Origin of the sequence: Spongiibacter tropicus DSM 19543, from assembly GCF_000420325.1 — a bacterium.
In the GTDB taxonomy this organism is placed as follows: domain Bacteria; phylum Pseudomonadota; class Gammaproteobacteria; order Pseudomonadales; family Spongiibacteraceae; genus Spongiibacter; species Spongiibacter tropicus.
Genome location: NZ_ATUS01000001.1, coordinates 1,780,801 through 1,795,615 on the forward strand (window position 1 = coordinate 1,780,801; position 14,815 = coordinate 1,795,615).

The window sequence follows — 14,815 nt, forward strand, 5'->3', positions numbered from 1 at the left end:
ATCCAGTCGCGGAATTACACTGTTTGGCCTTTTTCCATGTCCGCTGAGGATACCGATTTGCTAAGTACGCTAGAGCAACGACGGGCACTGCTGGCAGCACCCGGTCAGCAGGAGTTGCTGAGAGATATCCGACGCGGCATAGAGAAAGAAAGCCTGCGCATGGATGCCGGCGGCCTGTTAGCCCGCACCCCACACCCCGCCGCCTTCGGCTCAGCGCTGTGCCATCCGTCGATTACCACTGATTTTTCGGAAGCACTGCTGGAATTCATCACACCGGTCAGCGAGAGTATTACCGATACGCTGGAGGAGCTGGAACGCATTCACCGCTTTGCCGCGCGCAGTATCGGTGATGAGCTGTTGTGGAACGCGAGCATGCCCTGCCATCTGCCCGCAGCCGACGACATTCCTGTCGCGCAGTACGGCAGCAGCCACTCGGCCACCATGAAAACCCGCTACCGCCTGGGCTTGGGGCACCGCTACGGCCGCAAAATGCAGACCATTGCCGGCATTCACTACAACTTCTCGCTGCCGCCCGCACTGTGGGCCGTATTGAATGACGGCAACACCGACAAGGATACGATAACCGATGGCTACTTCGGGCTGATCCGCAATTTCCGTCGCTACTCCTGGCTACTGATTTACCTGTTTGGTGCGGCACCGGCCGTCTCAAGCTGCTTTGTTAACGGCCAGTCGCACGCGCTGACGAAAACCGGTGAACACACGCTTTACGGCCCCTACGCGACCTCACTGCGCATGGGTGACCTCGGCTACCAGAGCAATGCGCAGAAGAACCTGAACATCTGCTACAACCACCTGGACTACTACATTGATACGCTGCGCGGCGCGATCACCACCTCGCACAGTGACTACGAGCGCTTCCCCGGCGACGAACAGCTGAGCAGTGGTCTGTTACAGATCGAAAACGAATTCTATAGCCCGATCCGCCCGAAACGCGTGACCGCCAGCGGCGAAATTCCGCTGGGCGCGTTGCGTCGCGGCGGCGTGGAATACATTGAAGTGCGCTGTCTTGACGTGAACCCGCTGCTGCCACTAGGTATCGACGCCCAGCAGATCCGCTTCCTGGACGCCTTTCTGCTGTTCTGTCTCTGCGCAGACAGCCCGCTGTGTGACGACGACGCCAACAGCAGCATCGCCGACAACCTGAGCAAAGTGGTAAACCGCGGTCGCGAACCCGGTCTGATGCTCTGCGAAACGGAGGGGCAAGCCCGCAGCCTGAGCGACTGGGGCGACGCGTTGCTGGACGACATCGCCCAGTTCGCCGAGATTCTCGACACCGCGCATGGCGAAAGCCGCTACCTAGAGAGCTGCGCCACCCAGCGTGCCAAGCTTCGCAATCCGGCGCTGACACCCTCGGCGCAGATCGTCGACGCCATCTTGAATCGCGACGGCGGTTATCATCCCTTCGCCCTGCGCTTGTCGCAGCAGCACAGCAAAACCTTGCGAGACGCACCACTGCTGCCTTCCGAGATCCATCGTTTTGCCGATCTTCGGGAAGACTCCATGGAGCAGCAGGCCGAGATGGAAGCCAGCAATCAAGGCAGCTTTGACGATTACCTGACGCGCTTTTACGAGCAGTATCAGACGCTGTGAACTACCTCGCCCACTTTCACCTCGCCGCACGGCTTGCCAGCGAGCGCGGGGAAGAGGGCGACGGCCTGCTGATTGGTGCCTTGCTGGGCGATCATGTAAAAGGCCCATTGCGCGGCGAGTATCCCGATGACTGGGAAGAGGGCATTCGCCTGCACCGGCGCATCGACGCGCTGACTGACAGTCACCCAGCCACCCGCGACTGCCTGCGCGCCTTTCCCGATGAATTCCGTCGCTATGCAGGCATCGCACTGGATGTCTGCTTTGATCACGTGCTGAGCCAGCATTGGCGGGATAACTGGGGAGGGGAGCGACATACACCGACGCTGGAAACCTTCAGTCAACACTGCTACCAGACCCTGCTGAGCGCCGACACTTCGCTGCCTGACAGCGCGCGACGGCAGAGCCGTTTTCTTGCCGACTACAATGTTCTTTGCTCGCTGCAAGACTGGCATAATACCCACCGCACCCTGTCGCTCATCGCCAGGCGCCTTCGTCGCCCCAATCCGCTGCAGGACTGCGCTGCCGTACTCGCACCACGACGGGCAGAGATCGAGCGCTGTTTCTTCGACCTCTATCCGGCACTGATCGACCAGCTCAGCGAGGAGTTCAAGCGCTGACCTCGCGAGCCACGTTTGTCGCCCAGCGACCCTTGTACTAGAGAGATGCCATGTCCATCAGCTCCCGCAAAATCTATCTGTTCATTCTCGCCTGCTGTGTCGGCCTGCTCGCCTATGCCCTTTACGCGCAATATGTCGATGGCCTGCACCCCTGCCCACTGTGCATCACCCAGCGCGCCTTTTTTACGCTCACCGGCCTGTTCGCTCTGTTGGGGTTGATCTTCCATCCCCAACAAACCGGTCGCTACATCACTGGCGGCTTGATGCTGGCGAGCTGCGGCGGCGGCGCGGCCGTGGCCTATCGTCAAGTCTGGCTGCAGAGCCTGCCGCCGGATCAAGTGCCCGCCTGCGGCCCCAGCCTGGAATATATGTTCGACAACCTGCCGTTCAGCGAAGCGTTCAGCACACTGATGATGGGCGACGGCAACTGCGCGGAAGTGGTGTGGACACTGTTCGGCCTGAGCATGCCGAACTGGGCGCTGATCGCCTTTGTCGGCCTTGGGCTGGCGGCCATCGCCAGCGCACTGCCCCAGGTCCGCCGCTGATGCTGGCAGGCTTTTTGACCCTGTTCGCCTGCCAGTTGGCGGGGGAGTTTTTGCAGCGGGTCCTCGGCCTGCCGCTGCCCGGGCAGGTAATCGGCATGTTTTTACTGTTTGGCCTGTTATGCCTTCGCGGCGTCGTCAGCGACCAGCCGGTGCCGGAGGGTCTGAGTGCGGGCAGCCAACGCCTGATTGAGCTGCTGCCCATGCTGCTGATGGCCCCGGCGGCCGGCGTGTTTTTTCTCGGCGCCGGCTTTGCCGACCAGTGGCCGGGCTTTATCGCCGCGGTCACGCTGGGCACTGTCTTTACCCTGATTTTCAGCGGCCTGCTGCTCAAACGCCTGGCGCGGAGCCGATGAGCGTGAGCGCGCTGCTGCACAGCCCCCTGTTTGGGCTCACCCTGACACTCGCCGCCTATCAGTGTGCGCTATGGGCCTACCGCCGCAGCGGCCAGCTCGCCGTACTGCACCCCACGATCAGCGGCGCAATCGTGATTGCCGCCGCACTGAAGGTGCTGGGCCTGGATTACTTTGCCTACTACGCAGATATCAACTGGCTCAACTTCCTGCTGGGACCGGCCACCGTGGCACTGGCTGTCCCCCTCTACCGGCAGCTGCCGCTGCTGCGGGAACTGGCTGGACCGCTGCTAATCACCCTGCTACTCGGCGCACTCTTCGCCTGTGGTTCGGCACTGCTGCTGGCGTGGTGGCTGGGCGCTACCAGCGACACGCTGATGTCACTGACCACCAAATCAATCACCACGCCGATTGCCATATCGGTCACCGAGGAAATAGGCGGCATCACCTCGGTAGCCGTGGGCTCAGTGATTCTGACCGGGGTCGCGGGGATTACCACCATCAACTGGCTGTTTGAGCGGCTCAAAATCCAGGACGACCGCCTGTGGGGCTTCTGCCTGGGACTGGCCGCTCACGCCATAGGCACCTCGCGGGCCTTTGAACGCAGCCCCGTCGCCGGTGCCTTCGCCAGCCTGGCGCTGTGCCTGACCGGTGCCTTTACGGCGCTGTTCGTCCCGCTGGCGGTGAGTTGGTTCGGGCCGCTGTAAGCCAGCGACCCGATTTTTCACATCGTTGAGATCAGAGACGACTGCCTTTCTTCTGTTTCGCCTCGGCAAACAGCGCGGCCATGGTGCCACCGCTGCCCGCACTTTGCTGGGACTTCTGCTGCGCTTTGACCGCGCGGTTGGGCCGCTCACGGCGCTGACCGCCGCGCCCTTCCGCCTGATGCTCTGAGGCACTGTCATCCAGACGCATGGACAGCGCGATGCGTTTGCGCGCCGCATCCACATCCATCACTTTCACTTTGACGATGTCCCCGGCCTTTACCACGCTATGAGGGTCTTTCACGAAGGTACTCGACAGTGCAGAGATATGCACCAAGCCATCCTGATGGACACCGATGTCGACAAATGCACCGAAGTTAGTGACATTAGTCACCACGCCTTCGAGGATCATGTCCGGCTCCAGATCCGAAATTTTTTCGATGCCGTCTTTAAACTCGGCGGTTTTAAACTCGGGGCGAGGATCGCGGCCAGGCTTGTCCAGCTCGCTGATGATATCGCTGACCGTGGGGATACCGAAGTCCGCATCGGCGTAATCTGCAGCGTTCAAGCTTTTCAGGAAGCGGCTGTCACCAATCAGGTTTCCGACTTCACGGCCGCAGCGCTGGACAATTTTTTCCACCACAGAATAGGACTCGGGGTGAACTGCCGAGCGATCCAGAGGATTCTGGCCATCCATAATGCGCAGGAAGCCCGCCGCCTGCTCGAAGGTCTTGGCACCAAAGCGGCTGACCTTCAATAGTTCCGAACGGTCACGAAATGCGCCATTCTGATCGCGATATTCAACAATATTCGCCGAAATTGACAGATTCAGACCTGACACCCGCGACAGCAGCGCCGGTGATGCGGTATTCACATCTACGCCAACGGCGTTTACGCAGTCTTCCACCACCGCATCGAGGCTGCGTGACAAGGCGGTTTGTGAAACATCGTGCTGATATTGGCCAACACCGATGGATTTGGGATCGATCTTCACCAGTTCCGCCAGCGGGTCCTGCAAACGGCGAGCAATGGAAATCGCGCCGCGAATCGTCACATCCAGATTGGGGAATTCACGGGCCGCATACTCGGAGGCCGAGTAAATCGACGCGCCGGACTCATTCACCATAATACTGGTGCAGTTCAGCTCCGGGTGAGCGGACAGCAGGGATTTCACGAAACGCTCGGTTTCGCGGCTGGCGGTGCCGTTGCCGATGGCGATCAGTTCAATATTGTGCGCCTTGATCATGGCCAACAATGCAGAAGCTGCCTCTGCCTGCTTGTTTTGCGGAGGGTTAGGGAAGATCGCCCCATGATCCAGCACTTTACCGGTAGCATCCACAGCCGCCACTTTCACACCGGTTCGCAGACCGGGGTCCAGACCGATGGTGGCACGCGGCCCGGCCGGAGCCGCCAGCAGCAGGTCTTTCAAGTTACGAGCAAACACGTCGATGGCCGCGTTGTCGGCCTGCTCGCGCAAGCGTCCAAGCAGGTCGGTTTCCAGATGCGTGTAAAGCTTGATCCGCCAGGTCCAGCGCAGCACTTCCCGCAGCCAGGCATCCGCCGCACGCCCCTCATCGTGAATAGCCAGGTGATCCGCCAGCATCAGTTCACAGGGGTGAACCTTGGCATCAGGCTCGCCCACCGTAATGCTGAGCCCTAAAATACCTTCGTTGCGGCCACGGAACATGGCCAGCGCGCGGTGGGAGGGCACCGCTTTCAGCGGCTCACTGTGCTCGAAATAGTCGCGGAATTTAGCGCCTTCCTCTTCCTTGCCCGCCATTACCGCGCTGCTGAGCTGGCCATTTTCCCAGAGATAATCGCGAAGTTTGGCAATCAGATTGGCATCTTCGCTGAAACGCTCCATCAGTATGTATTTGGCGCCATCGAGCACCGCTTTGATATCGGCAAAACCGCTTTCCGCATCGAGGTAGGGCTCAGCCTGCGCGGCGGGGTCCAGCGTGGGATCCGCCAGTAGCGCATCGGCCAGGGGGCCTATGCCTGCTTCCAGGGCGATCTGCCCCTTGGTACGACGCTTGGGCTTATAGGGCAGGTAAAGGTCTTCGAGTCGGTTTTTGCTGTCGGCCGACAGAATATCGGCCTCGAGTTCGGGCGTCAGTTTGCCCTGTTCGCGAATGCTGTTAAGGATGCTGTCGCGACGATCTTCCATCTCACGGAGATAGCCGAGCCGACTCTCCAGCTCGCGCATCTGACTGTCGTCCAGACCGCCGGTGACTTCCTTTCGATAGCGAGAGATAAACGGAACCGTCGCCCCGTCATCCAGCAGTGCCACGGCGGCACTGACCTGTGATTCCTTGACACCCAGTTCCTGGGCAATTCGGCTGGCAATAGCGTGCATAATGATAGGCCTGATACAGCGTAAAAACGCCACATTATGCAGAAACTTGGCGACGCCCGCGAGACTTTAGTCGGCGCTGCTGAGCACATCGAACAGCGCGCTGCACTCATCGTAGAAATAGCGGAAATCATCGGTGAGATAGGGCGCCACCAGCGACATCAGCTGAAAGACACCACGGTGAATGCTCAATGCATTGGGTGCATGATCCTTGCGCAGGCCGGTGTAGTTGAGCCAGTAAGTGAGCGTCAGCACCACACTGTCGCAGAGATGGGCTAACTGGCGCTCCGAGGCCGTCATCACCCCGGCACTGACCAGCTCTTCAGCGACGGCGCTCGCCGCGCGGCGCTTTAGATCCAGCAGCCGGCCGAAACGCCGGTCGATATCCGGGTAGCGCTGCAGAATGTCATTGAGATTGTGGTACAGATAGCGGTGTTTGAAGATTTGCTCAAACACAATATAGAGATAGAACCAGGCGTCCTGGGCATCCAGGCTCTGCTCAAGTGGCGCCTCAAGAATATCGACCATCTCCAGCTCAAAGCCCGCGTAAAGCTCGAGAATAATCTGTTCTTTGCCGTGGAAATGGTAATAGAGGTTGCCGGGACTGATATCCAGCTCGTTGGCAATATCGACGGTGGTCACATTGCCTTCGCCCTCATCATTGAACAGGGTCAGGCTGGCAAGCAGAATTTTATCGCGGGTTTTCATCCCTGTGGTCAATACCCCTCGACGGACAGGGCCTTACGGTGACACGCAGCTCCGAGCTTGTCCAGCCCGGCGCTGCGTGGCTGCGAGGATTATTCAGCCGCTTTTTTTGCTGCGGCTTTCTTCGCAGGTGCTGCCTTTTTTGCTACCGCTTTTTTGGCTACCGCCTTCTTCGCCGGCGCTTTGGCAGGGGCTTTGCCCGCTTTGGTCAGGGCATCGACTTTCTTGCTCAGCGTGTCGAGTTTCTTTTCGAGACGCTTCAGATCATCGGCGCTGGCAGTGTGTCCAAAACCCAAGCTGGCACGCATTTTACTGATGCGCTCTTCGATAGAGACGGTTTTACCGATACTGCTGGCCTCACCCAGTTTTTCGCGGGCCTGAGACTCCAGTTTGTTGCCTTTGTCGACCAGCTCTTTGAACAGGCGCGGAGTATCTTTACTCGCCTTCTCATAAACGTCGTGGGCCTCGTCATAGGCTCGACCGTAGGCACCTAGGCCTGCCAGCCAGATGCTCTTGGCCACTTCGCTGGCCTGTGAAGACACCTCTTTCAGGCTTTTTTTGCTGTCGTTGCTCATGGGATTCTCCAGTTAGCAGAATAAGATTCTAACGGGCGCAAAATGGCGCCTCAGTTACAAAAAAAAGCACGATGCGCATAGGGCACACCGTGCAAAGCATCGTTGCTATAAGACCTGGGTGGGGTGGTCAAAAGGACCACCGATGCTTGCTTACGATGCGACAGATTCTGCAGCTGGCGCCTCAGCAGCGTCACCTTTGCGCTGAACCAGACCCTTCACTTTTTCCAGGCTGGACTCGAGGCTGCTACGCAGTTCCTTGATGCGGGCATCAACCGCTTCACTTTTCACAGACTCAAACTTGGCAACTGCGTCGCTTTTCGTCTGGTTAAGCTTGCTGACAACCTGCTCTTTACTCTCTTCAAACTTGGCAACGGCATCGCTCTGTACTTTTTCGCCACGGCTCACCAAACCGTCAAAGATCTCGCTGCGCTTGGCGTACAGGTCTTTGTACTTGGCTTCGGTTTCTTTGATCTTGCCTTCAGTGACTTTGACCAGTTCCTGGCTCTGCTCAAACGCCTTGCCAGCCAAACCAAGTTGGGCATGAAATACATCTTTGGCTACGGTGTTGGCCTTTTCCACAAAGCTGATTTTTGCGTCGCTCATACTGATTCCTCGCTTGGGTCTTTTCCCATGTGATTGAAACATTGGCGGCGGCTCTTACGGCTGGCCACCTGTTTACCTTGCTGAGCAGACTACGGCGAAAAATTAGAAAGGGCATACTAAATCCCAAAACAATGAAAAGCGTGTCAATACAACCTCGGGTTTCCCCTAGCAAAGAAGCGCAAGAATGCGTTGCGGAAAGGTGGGCTTATTGTTTAGATTCAATAGAACGCGATAAGCAATAATAAAAAGAGAAATCCGATGACCGAACACATTCCCGCCCCGCGAGAGAAGGCCCGACCCACCGCACGCGAAATCCGCTCTCTGGCCGAAGTCGCTTCCGCAGTGTCCATGCGCAACTTCCACCGCCACCTGCACAGCGGTGATGGACATCCTGTCGTGATTGCTCCCTCATTTATGACCAGTGATATCGGCAGTGCGGTCATGCGCCAGGCACTGCGGCGCGCCGGTTATGCGGCCTATGGCTGGGAGCAGGGACTCAACACCGGTCTTCGAGAAAAGGTGTATCGCAACTACGAGCGCCATGTATTGGACCTGGTCAGTCGTCATGGCCGCAAAGCCAGTCTGGTCGGCTGGAGCCTCGGCGGCATTTACGCCCGCAGCCTTGCCCACCGGCGCCCTGAATATGTGCGGCAGGTCATCACACTGGGCTCTCCCGTCAACATCCCCGAAATGCGCGGTGTTTCCGGCCCGGTTGCCAAGCTCTATGAGATGTTGAACCCCGGCGCACTCAGCGACCCGATGTTGAGCTGGCGCGATGAGTGGAAGCGCACGCCAAACGTACCGTCAACGGCCATGTACAGTGCCAGCGACGGCATTGTGGACTGGCAGTACTGTGTACATGAGCAGCCCGGCCCACAAGCCGAAAACCTGCGAGTGCCTGCCAGCCATATGGGCATGACCCACAACCTTGCCGTGCTCTACGCCCTGTCAGACCGGCTTGCGCAGGCCGAGGGCAAGTGGCAGCCCTTTTCACTGAGCGGTATTCGCCAGCACCTGTACGCGGTCAGTCATACCCTGCAAACCGCCTGAGCCCTTTTCCAGGACATAAAAAAAGGGCAGCCTGCGCTGCCCTTTCTCATTACCACCTTTCAGTGGCACCCAGACGATCAGCCTTTGGGGCCCGCCTCAACAATGGCGTCAGAGACATCAAACTTCTTGATGTTTTCCTGGAACAGCTTGGCCAGTTTCGCCGCCTCGGCGTCGTAAGCCGCTTCGTCACCCCAGGCTTTACGCGGATTGACATACTTGTCGTCAACACCGGGAATCGACGCGGGAATGGTCAAGTTGAGAATATCCAGCTTCTCAGTCGCTGCACCTACCAGTGCACCGCTTTGCGCTGCGGCAACCACAGCACGAGTGACCGGAATCGGGAAGCGTGAACCCGTGCCACCGGCTGCACCAGAGCCACCGGTCCAGCCGGTGTTGATCAGGTAAACCTGTGAGTCGAAGTCTTCGATACGCTTCATCAGCAGTTCGGCGTAGTCACCGGCAGGACGCGGCATAAACGGCGCGCCAAAGCAGGTTGAGAACGTCGGGTGAATACCGGCTTCCGCACCCAGCTCGGTGGAGCCAACGCGTGCAGTGTAACCACTCAGGAAGTGGAAGGCCGCTGCTTCTTTAGACAGAATGGAGATCGGCGGCAGTACGCCAGACACATCGCAGGTCAGGAAGATAACGGTTTTCGGCTCGCCCGCCGCATTTTCAATCACACGCTTCTCAACGTGCTCCAGCGGGTAACAGCAGCGGCCGTTTTCGGTCAGGCTGGTGTCGTCGTAGTCTGCAGTGCGGCTGTTCTGATCGATCACCACGTTCTCAACAATCGCGCCAAAACGAATCGCGTCCCAGATAATGGGCTCGTTCTTCTGGCTCAGGTTGATGGTCTTGGCGTAGCAGCCGCCTTCGACGTTAAAGACTGAACCTTTCGACCAGCCGTGTTCGTCGTCGCCGATCAGGTAGCAGCTGGGATCCGCAGACAGGGTGGTTTTGCCGGTGCCGGACAGACCGAAGAACAGGGTGGTATTGCCTTGCTCGTCAACGTTGGCGGAGCAGTGCATCGGCATCACGTCTTTCTCGGGCAGCAGGAAGTTCTGCACGGAGAACATCGCCTTCTTCATTTCACCGGCATAGCGCATGCCGGCCAGCAGCACTTTGCGCTGGGCGAAATTGATGATGACAACCCCATCCGAGTTAGTGCCATCACGCTCGGGATCACAAACAAAGCCCGCGCAATTCAGAATGGTCCACTCTTCCTTGGCCTTGGGGTTGTATTTTTCGGGGCGTACAAACATGTTGCGGCCGAACAGTCCCTGCCAAGCCGTTTGAGTATTCACCACCACGGGGATGTAATGATCTTCGTGTGCACCCACGTGCAACTGAGACTGGAAAGAATCGTGATCTGCCAGATAGTCTTCAACCCGCGTCCACAGCGCGTCGAATTTCGCAGCATCAAAAGGACGGTTTACGCTGCCCCAATCAATGGCATCCGCCGTTGAGGGCTCTTGAACGATAAAGCGGTCGCCGGGAGAGCGGCCGGTGCGCTTGCCAGTCGTTACAACCAGTGCGCCGGTGTCGGCGAGTTGACCTTCGCCACGAGCCAGTGCCTGCTCGATAAGCTGGGCGGGGGTTAAATCTTTATACACGGTGGTTTCAGCAGTCATTATCTAAGTTCCTGTCACATAGTCTGGGGAGACAGTTCGGAGGTCACTGTGATCGGGGTAAACCCCCCGCGCGGGTGGCCAAATTTTGAAGGCCGGTATTATTGCAAAAATCCCCCGGCAGCGCTAACCCTCAGCGCGGCCGAAAAGTGTCGATTTTGGGTTTTTTTGCACTCTAGTGACGTGTACTTCCGGCAGCGTCGCCAAACAGCCCGGCCACTTGCACCGGCGTGAAGTGGAATTGACGGTGGCAGAATTCGCAGTGACTTTCGATTTGCCCCTGCTCGGCGAGGATTGAATCCAGCTCGTCCCGGCCCAGTGACACCAGCGCGGCCTCCATGCGTTCCTGACTGCAACTGCAGCGAAAGCGCAGACTTTTGGGTTCAAACAGGCGCAACGGCTCCTCGTGATAGAGCCGGTAAAGCAAGTTCGCCGCATCGAGCGTCAGTAACTCATCCTCACTCACGGTATCGGCCAGCGTCGTCAGGTGCTGCCAGGTCTCTGGATTGCTGTGCTGAGTAGGCAGCTCCTGCAACAGCAGCCCCCCTGCCGTATCGCCGTTAGCTCCCAGCCAGATTCGTGTCGCGAGCTGCTCACTCTGACGGAAATAGGCCTCGATACAGGCCGCCAGGTTATCGCCATCAAGACTGACGATACCCTGATAGCGACGCCCCTCAATCGGGTCGATAGTGATGGCGAGCTGACCATTGCCGAGCAGCTCGTGGAAGCTTTCACTCATTGCCTGCCCCGCATCCCGCGCAATACCGCGGATATCACCATCGGAGTTGGCCTCAGCCATAATCAGCGGCACCTGTCCGTCCCCGCGCACCTGCAGTATCAGGCTGCCACGAAATTTAATGGTGACACTAAGCAGAGCCGCCGCGACCAGAAACTCGCCAAGCAGGCGGGCGACAGCGGGAGGGTAGTGGTGGTTGTCGAGCATTTCCCGATAGCTGCCGGAGAGCTGCAAGTGCTCACCGCGCACGTCACTCCCGTCGAAAATAAAACGGTGCAATTGGTCACTCATGGCGCTTAATCCTGTTGTTCGCGGAAGCGATGAATCTGGCGGCGCTGCTTTTTGGTCGGCCGCTCGTTGCTGATAATGCCAGCGGCCGGACCCAGCGCTTTGCGCTCGGCTGCCCGGCGCTCGCGCTGGCTGATGCTGTCGTCGGTTTCCCGGTAGAGCAGGGCAGCCTCCGGGGCTCCACGGCGCTGATCCGACAGCGCCAGCACTTCTACCTCGCGCTCATCCCAGCCGGTGCGCAAAGTGAGTAAGGCACCCAACTCCACCTCTTTGCTGACTTTGCAGCGGGCGCCATTGTAGTGCACTTTGCCGCCCTCTATCGCCTGTTTGGCGATACTGCGGGTTTTGTAGAAACGTGCCGCCCACAACCACTTGTCTAGGCGCACGCGCTTGCTGCTGTCGTTCAATCTCAGTCTCTTGGGGGTATGGGCAGAATTTCGTCGAAATGATCAATGGCCGGATAGCTTACCGCCTCTCGCCGCGGGGCGCGACTGTCCGGACGACGCATGGTTATCAAGTGAGAAATGCCGTGGCGTGCCGCGGAATCGAGCACCGTTGCGGTATCGTCGATCAGTAGACTGCGCGATGGCTCATAGTGCCAGTGATCAGCCAGACGCTGCCAGAAGGCGTCGTCTTCCTTGGGCAGGGCGAGTTCATGGGACGTGATAATGCGCTGTACCCACTGGCCGAGCCCGGTTTTCTCCAGTTTGATATCCAACCCGCCTTGATGCGCATTGGTCACCAGCCACACCTCGCGACCGCTCTCTTGCAGCGATTCCAGAAACCGCTGCGTGCTCGGATGCATACAGATCAGGTGGCTGATTTCACGTTTAAGGGCGGTAATGTCCAGGCGAAGTTCCTCGGACCAGTAATCCAGACAGTACCAGTTGAGCGAGCCGCGCTGGGCCATGATTTTATCAATGAGGATCTTGCTGACAGACTCCAGCTCGCCGCCATGAATGTCGACATAGCGCCTGGGCAAATGCTGGGTCCAGAAGAAGTTGTCGTAATGCAGGTCGAGCAGTGTACCGTCCATATCCAGCAGGACGGTGTCGATCTCGTGCCAGTTAATCATAGTGCGTGCCGCGCTCCCGGTGGCGGCACGCAGGAGACGTTAGCGCGCCGCGGTTGTCCGCAGTGACTGAAGGCTGAGCGCCTCCTTCATATCGATGGTTTCAACATAGTTGACGTTCAGCCACCACTCGTCGCGGTTACTGCGAAATTGATCGATAGGACGTCCGCCATAGCGGGCCTCGCTGAATACCGACGACGCTGTCACATTATTTGCAGCCATGGAAAACCCTCTCTAGTACTCGCCCCACAGGGCAGCCGCTGAGTGTTCACCATAGCCAGCGTGATTGAAGCGCAGTATAGGGAAAAGCCCGTAATCCGTGAAGAACGAGAGCAAAATGCGCACTGTGCACGCTTTTAGGATACCGCCGTGAAGGAGGCTCTCTGGACGACACCCACAACGAAAAACCCCGCGACTGGCGCGGGGTTCGGAAATAAGGCATACACCTGAAAAACAGATCAACTGGCAGCGCGCAATTTCGCCAGACACGCCGCACCGCTGGCAATATCAATATGCTCGGCATAGTCCACATTCAACCACCAGTCGCTATTGCGAAAGCTGGCACGCAAAGGGCGGGCAATGGCGGCCTTCTGAACAAAAATACCCTCCGGCGCCTTGGCTTGCGGAGCTTGTGATGATTGCGCAACGGATGCCATGTCGAGTCCCCCTGATAATTCGCTATCTCTATGGAGAGTGACTTTAGCAATCTCCCGCATCGCCCTGAATAAGGAGTATCCGTTAGCGGGAATTACTTAGATCATCCAGCGTTGCCCGAGGGAATATCACAGAACGCCAACCCCTTGTCAGCACGGGGCTCTTGGGGCATCCCCAACACCTGTTCGGCGATGATATTGCGCATCACTTCGTCCGTTCCCCCGGCTAGACGAATACCCGGGGCGAACAGCAAGGCCCGCTGGAAGTGGGCCTGCTGCTCGGCGATATCCGGCTCCATAATACTGCCGCCTTCGCCCATGAGCTGAAGCGCATAGTGCGCAATATCCTGGTTCATTGCGGCCCCCACCAACTTACCCAACGCGGCCTCTGCGCCAGGCATTCCGCCTTTCGCTACGGCCGTCAGCATACGGTTGGTTGAGGCGATAATACCGGCATGCTGGCAGTACCAGTCCGCCAGACGCTCGCGCACCGCCGGGTGCTCACGCGCTGGCTGCTCGCCGAGATCAAGCTGTTTCACCAATGCGAGAAACTCGGGAAAACCGTCCGGCTGAACGCCGGAAATGGCCAATCGCTCGTTCATCAACACCAACAGTGCCGCGCCCCAGCCTTCGCCAACCTCGCCAAGCCGCTGGGCATCCGGAATTTTGGCATCGTTGAAAAAGACTTCGTTAAAGTGGGCATCGCCATCCATCTGTTTGATTGGACGGACCTCCACCCCCGGCTGATGCATATCGATGTAGAACATCGTCAGGCCCCGGTATTTCGACACCGTCGGGTCGGTCCGGCACAAGACGATGCCGTAATCTGAATGCTGGGCCCCGGACGTCCATATCTTTTGGCCGTTGACCGTCCAGGTGTCGCCCTCTCTTACCGCACTGGTACGCAAGCCGGCAACGTCCGACCCGGCACTCGGCTCCGAAAACATCTGGCACCAGACGTCTTCCGCACTGGCCATCCGCGGCAGAAGCGCCTGACGCTGCTCCTCCGGCGCAAAATGCATGATGGCAGGCCCACAATTACCAATGCCAATCACGAAATAACCATCGGGCTCCGCGTAGTGCGCAACCTCCTGCGACCAGATCACTTTATGGATCTGACTCAGACCCGCGCCACCGTATTCTTCAGGCCAATCCAGACAGGCGTAACCTGCATCGGCAAGCTTTTTGTACCAGACCTTTGCTTCGTCAAAGAGCGCGGCTTGTGACTTGCGGCTCTCGCCCTCCCGTTTAGGCCGGGCATTGGCATTCAGCCACTGGCGGACAGCCTCACGGAATGCCGCTTGCTCTGGAGTATCGTTAAAATCCAT

At 58.4% G+C, this 14,815-nt stretch carries 17 protein-coding genes; 6 read left to right on the forward strand and 11 right to left on the reverse strand.

From position 1 onward, the window contains the following. The first annotated feature begins 57 nt into the window (after positions 1-57). The 5 genes from gshA to G411_RS0108365 are packed head-to-tail and all read left to right on the forward strand — an operon-like array spanning position 58 to position 3,830. Positions 58-1,611: a glutamate--cysteine ligase gene (gshA, locus tag G411_RS0108345; protein WP_028968272.1), complete on the forward strand. Its 1,554-nt coding sequence runs from the start codon at positions 58-60 to the stop codon at positions 1,609-1,611. After that, entirely contained in the window at positions 1,608-2,228 is a 621-nt protein-coding gene (locus G411_RS19840; protein WP_022958737.1) for an acyl carrier protein phosphodiesterase, read from the forward strand. Before gshA ends, G411_RS19840 begins: the two co-directional genes overlap by 4 nt. Positions 2,229-2,278: 50 nt before the next feature. Further along, positions 2,279-2,773, forward strand: coding sequence for a disulfide bond formation protein B (locus G411_RS0108355; RefSeq protein ID WP_022958738.1), 495 nt, complete (start codon positions 2,279-2,281; stop codon positions 2,771-2,773). Then, complete coding sequence (locus G411_RS0108360) at positions 2,773-3,126, forward strand: CidA/LrgA family protein (protein ID WP_022958739.1); 354 nt, start codon at positions 2,773-2,775, stop codon at positions 3,124-3,126. Before G411_RS0108355 ends, G411_RS0108360 begins: the two co-directional genes overlap by 1 nt. Positions 3,127-3,128: 2 nt before the next feature. Next, the gene (locus tag G411_RS0108365) at positions 3,129-3,830 is read left to right on the forward strand and encodes an LrgB family protein (RefSeq protein ID WP_028968273.1); all 702 of its coding nucleotides are present in this window, start codon (positions 3,129-3,131) and stop codon (positions 3,828-3,830) included. Between the two features lie 31 nt (positions 3,831-3,861). Here G411_RS0108365 and G411_RS0108370 read toward each other — a convergent pair whose 3' ends face one another. From G411_RS0108370 to G411_RS0108385, 4 genes are all read right to left on the reverse strand, one after another. Next, on the reverse strand, positions 3,862-6,183 hold the full coding sequence (locus G411_RS0108370; protein ID WP_022958741.1) for a Tex family protein: 2,322 nt from the start codon (positions 6,181-6,183) through the stop codon (positions 3,862-3,864). A 66-nt stretch (positions 6,184-6,249) separates the two neighbouring features. Continuing rightward, the gene (locus tag G411_RS0108375) at positions 6,250-6,888 is read right to left on the reverse strand and encodes a TetR/AcrR family transcriptional regulator (RefSeq protein WP_022958742.1); all 639 of its coding nucleotides are present in this window, start codon (positions 6,886-6,888) and stop codon (positions 6,250-6,252) included. A gap of 89 nt (positions 6,889-6,977) precedes the next feature. Next, a complete protein-coding gene (locus G411_RS0108380) occupies positions 6,978-7,460 on the reverse strand; it encodes a phasin family protein (protein ID WP_022958743.1) in 483 nt (160 codons plus the stop codon). A 150-nt stretch (positions 7,461-7,610) separates the two neighbouring features. Further along, positions 7,611-8,063, reverse strand: a complete 453-nt coding sequence (locus G411_RS0108385; protein WP_022958744.1) for a hypothetical protein — start codon at positions 8,061-8,063, stop codon at positions 7,611-7,613. A gap of 258 nt (positions 8,064-8,321) precedes the next feature. Here G411_RS0108385 and G411_RS0108390 point away from each other — a divergent pair, with 258 nt between their 5' ends. Beyond that, positions 8,322-9,113, forward strand: a complete 792-nt coding sequence (locus G411_RS0108390) for an alpha/beta hydrolase (protein ID WP_022958745.1) — start codon at positions 8,322-8,324, stop codon at positions 9,111-9,113. A 77-nt stretch (positions 9,114-9,190) separates the two neighbouring features. On the opposite strand, the gene G411_RS0108395 is transcribed toward G411_RS0108390, so the two are convergent. The 7 genes from G411_RS0108395 to G411_RS0108425 form a co-directional block, all read right to left on the reverse strand. Beyond that, positions 9,191-10,741 carry a phosphoenolpyruvate carboxykinase gene (locus G411_RS0108395; RefSeq protein WP_022958746.1) on the reverse strand — a complete coding sequence of 517 codons (1,551 nt, stop codon included), beginning with the start codon at positions 10,739-10,741 and terminating at the stop codon, positions 9,191-9,193. 172 nt (positions 10,742-10,913) lie between these two features. Further along, the gene (hslO, locus tag G411_RS0108400) at positions 10,914-11,765 is read right to left on the reverse strand and encodes an Hsp33 family molecular chaperone HslO (protein WP_022958747.1); all 852 of its coding nucleotides are present in this window, start codon (positions 11,763-11,765) and stop codon (positions 10,914-10,916) included. Between the two features lie 5 nt (positions 11,766-11,770). Then, a complete protein-coding gene (gene hslR, locus G411_RS0108405) occupies positions 11,771-12,169 on the reverse strand; it encodes a ribosome-associated heat shock protein Hsp15 (RefSeq protein WP_022958748.1) in 399 nt (132 codons plus the stop codon). A gap of 2 nt (positions 12,170-12,171) precedes the next feature. After that, complete coding sequence (gene yrfG, locus G411_RS0108410) at positions 12,172-12,837, reverse strand: GMP/IMP nucleotidase (RefSeq protein ID WP_022958749.1); 666 nt, start codon at positions 12,835-12,837, stop codon at positions 12,172-12,174. Positions 12,838-12,876: 39 nt separating this feature from the next. Further along, positions 12,877-13,056 carry a hypothetical protein gene (locus G411_RS0108415; RefSeq protein WP_022958750.1) on the reverse strand — a complete coding sequence of 60 codons (180 nt, stop codon included), beginning with the start codon at positions 13,054-13,056 and terminating at the stop codon, positions 12,877-12,879. A 236-nt stretch (positions 13,057-13,292) separates the two neighbouring features. Next, positions 13,293-13,490 (reverse strand): hypothetical protein, encoded by a 198-nt coding sequence (locus G411_RS0108420; protein WP_022958751.1) that lies wholly within the window; start codon positions 13,488-13,490, stop codon positions 13,293-13,295. 101 nt (positions 13,491-13,591) lie between these two features. Beyond that, complete coding sequence (locus G411_RS0108425; RefSeq protein ID WP_022958752.1) at positions 13,592-14,815, reverse strand: acyl-CoA dehydrogenase family protein; 1,224 nt, start codon at positions 14,813-14,815, stop codon at positions 13,592-13,594.

Coding starts and splice junctions, on each gene's coding strand:
- G411_RS0108355 (WP_022958738.1), top strand. CDS start 2,279: ATGTCCATCAGCTCCCGCAAAATCTATCTGTTCATTCTCGCCTGCTGT.
- G411_RS0108360 (WP_022958739.1), top strand. CDS start 2,773: ATGCTGGCAGGCTTTTTGACCCTGTTCGCCTGCCAGTTGGCGGGGGAG.
- G411_RS0108370 (WP_022958741.1), bottom strand. CDS start 6,183: ATGCACGCTATTGCCAGCCGAATTGCCCAGGAACTGGGTGTCAAGGAA.
- G411_RS0108375 (WP_022958742.1), bottom strand. CDS start 6,888: ATGAAAACCCGCGATAAAATTCTGCTTGCCAGCCTGACCCTGTTCAAT.
- G411_RS0108380 (WP_022958743.1), bottom strand. CDS start 7,460: ATGAGCAACGACAGCAAAAAAAGCCTGAAAGAGGTGTCTTCACAGGCC.
- G411_RS0108385 (WP_022958744.1), bottom strand. CDS start 8,063: ATGAGCGACGCAAAAATCAGCTTTGTGGAAAAGGCCAACACCGTAGCC.
- G411_RS0108390 (WP_022958745.1), top strand. CDS start 8,322: ATGACCGAACACATTCCCGCCCCGCGAGAGAAGGCCCGACCCACCGCA.
- G411_RS0108395 (WP_022958746.1), bottom strand. CDS start 10,741: ATGACTGCTGAAACCACCGTGTATAAAGATTTAACCCCCGCCCAGCTT.
- hslO (WP_022958747.1), bottom strand. CDS start 11,765: ATGAGTGACCAATTGCACCGTTTTATTTTCGACGGGAGTGACGTGCGC.
- yrfG (WP_022958749.1), bottom strand. CDS start 12,837: ATGATTAACTGGCACGAGATCGACACCGTCCTGCTGGATATGGACGGT.
- G411_RS0108415 (WP_022958750.1), bottom strand. CDS start 13,056: ATGGCTGCAAATAATGTGACAGCGTCGTCGGTATTCAGCGAGGCCCGC.
- G411_RS0108420 (WP_022958751.1), bottom strand. CDS start 13,490: ATGGCATCCGTTGCGCAATCATCACAAGCTCCGCAAGCCAAGGCGCCG.
- G411_RS0108425 (WP_022958752.1), bottom strand. CDS start 14,815: ATGGATTTTAACGATACTCCAGAGCAAGCGGCATTCCGTGAGGCTGTC.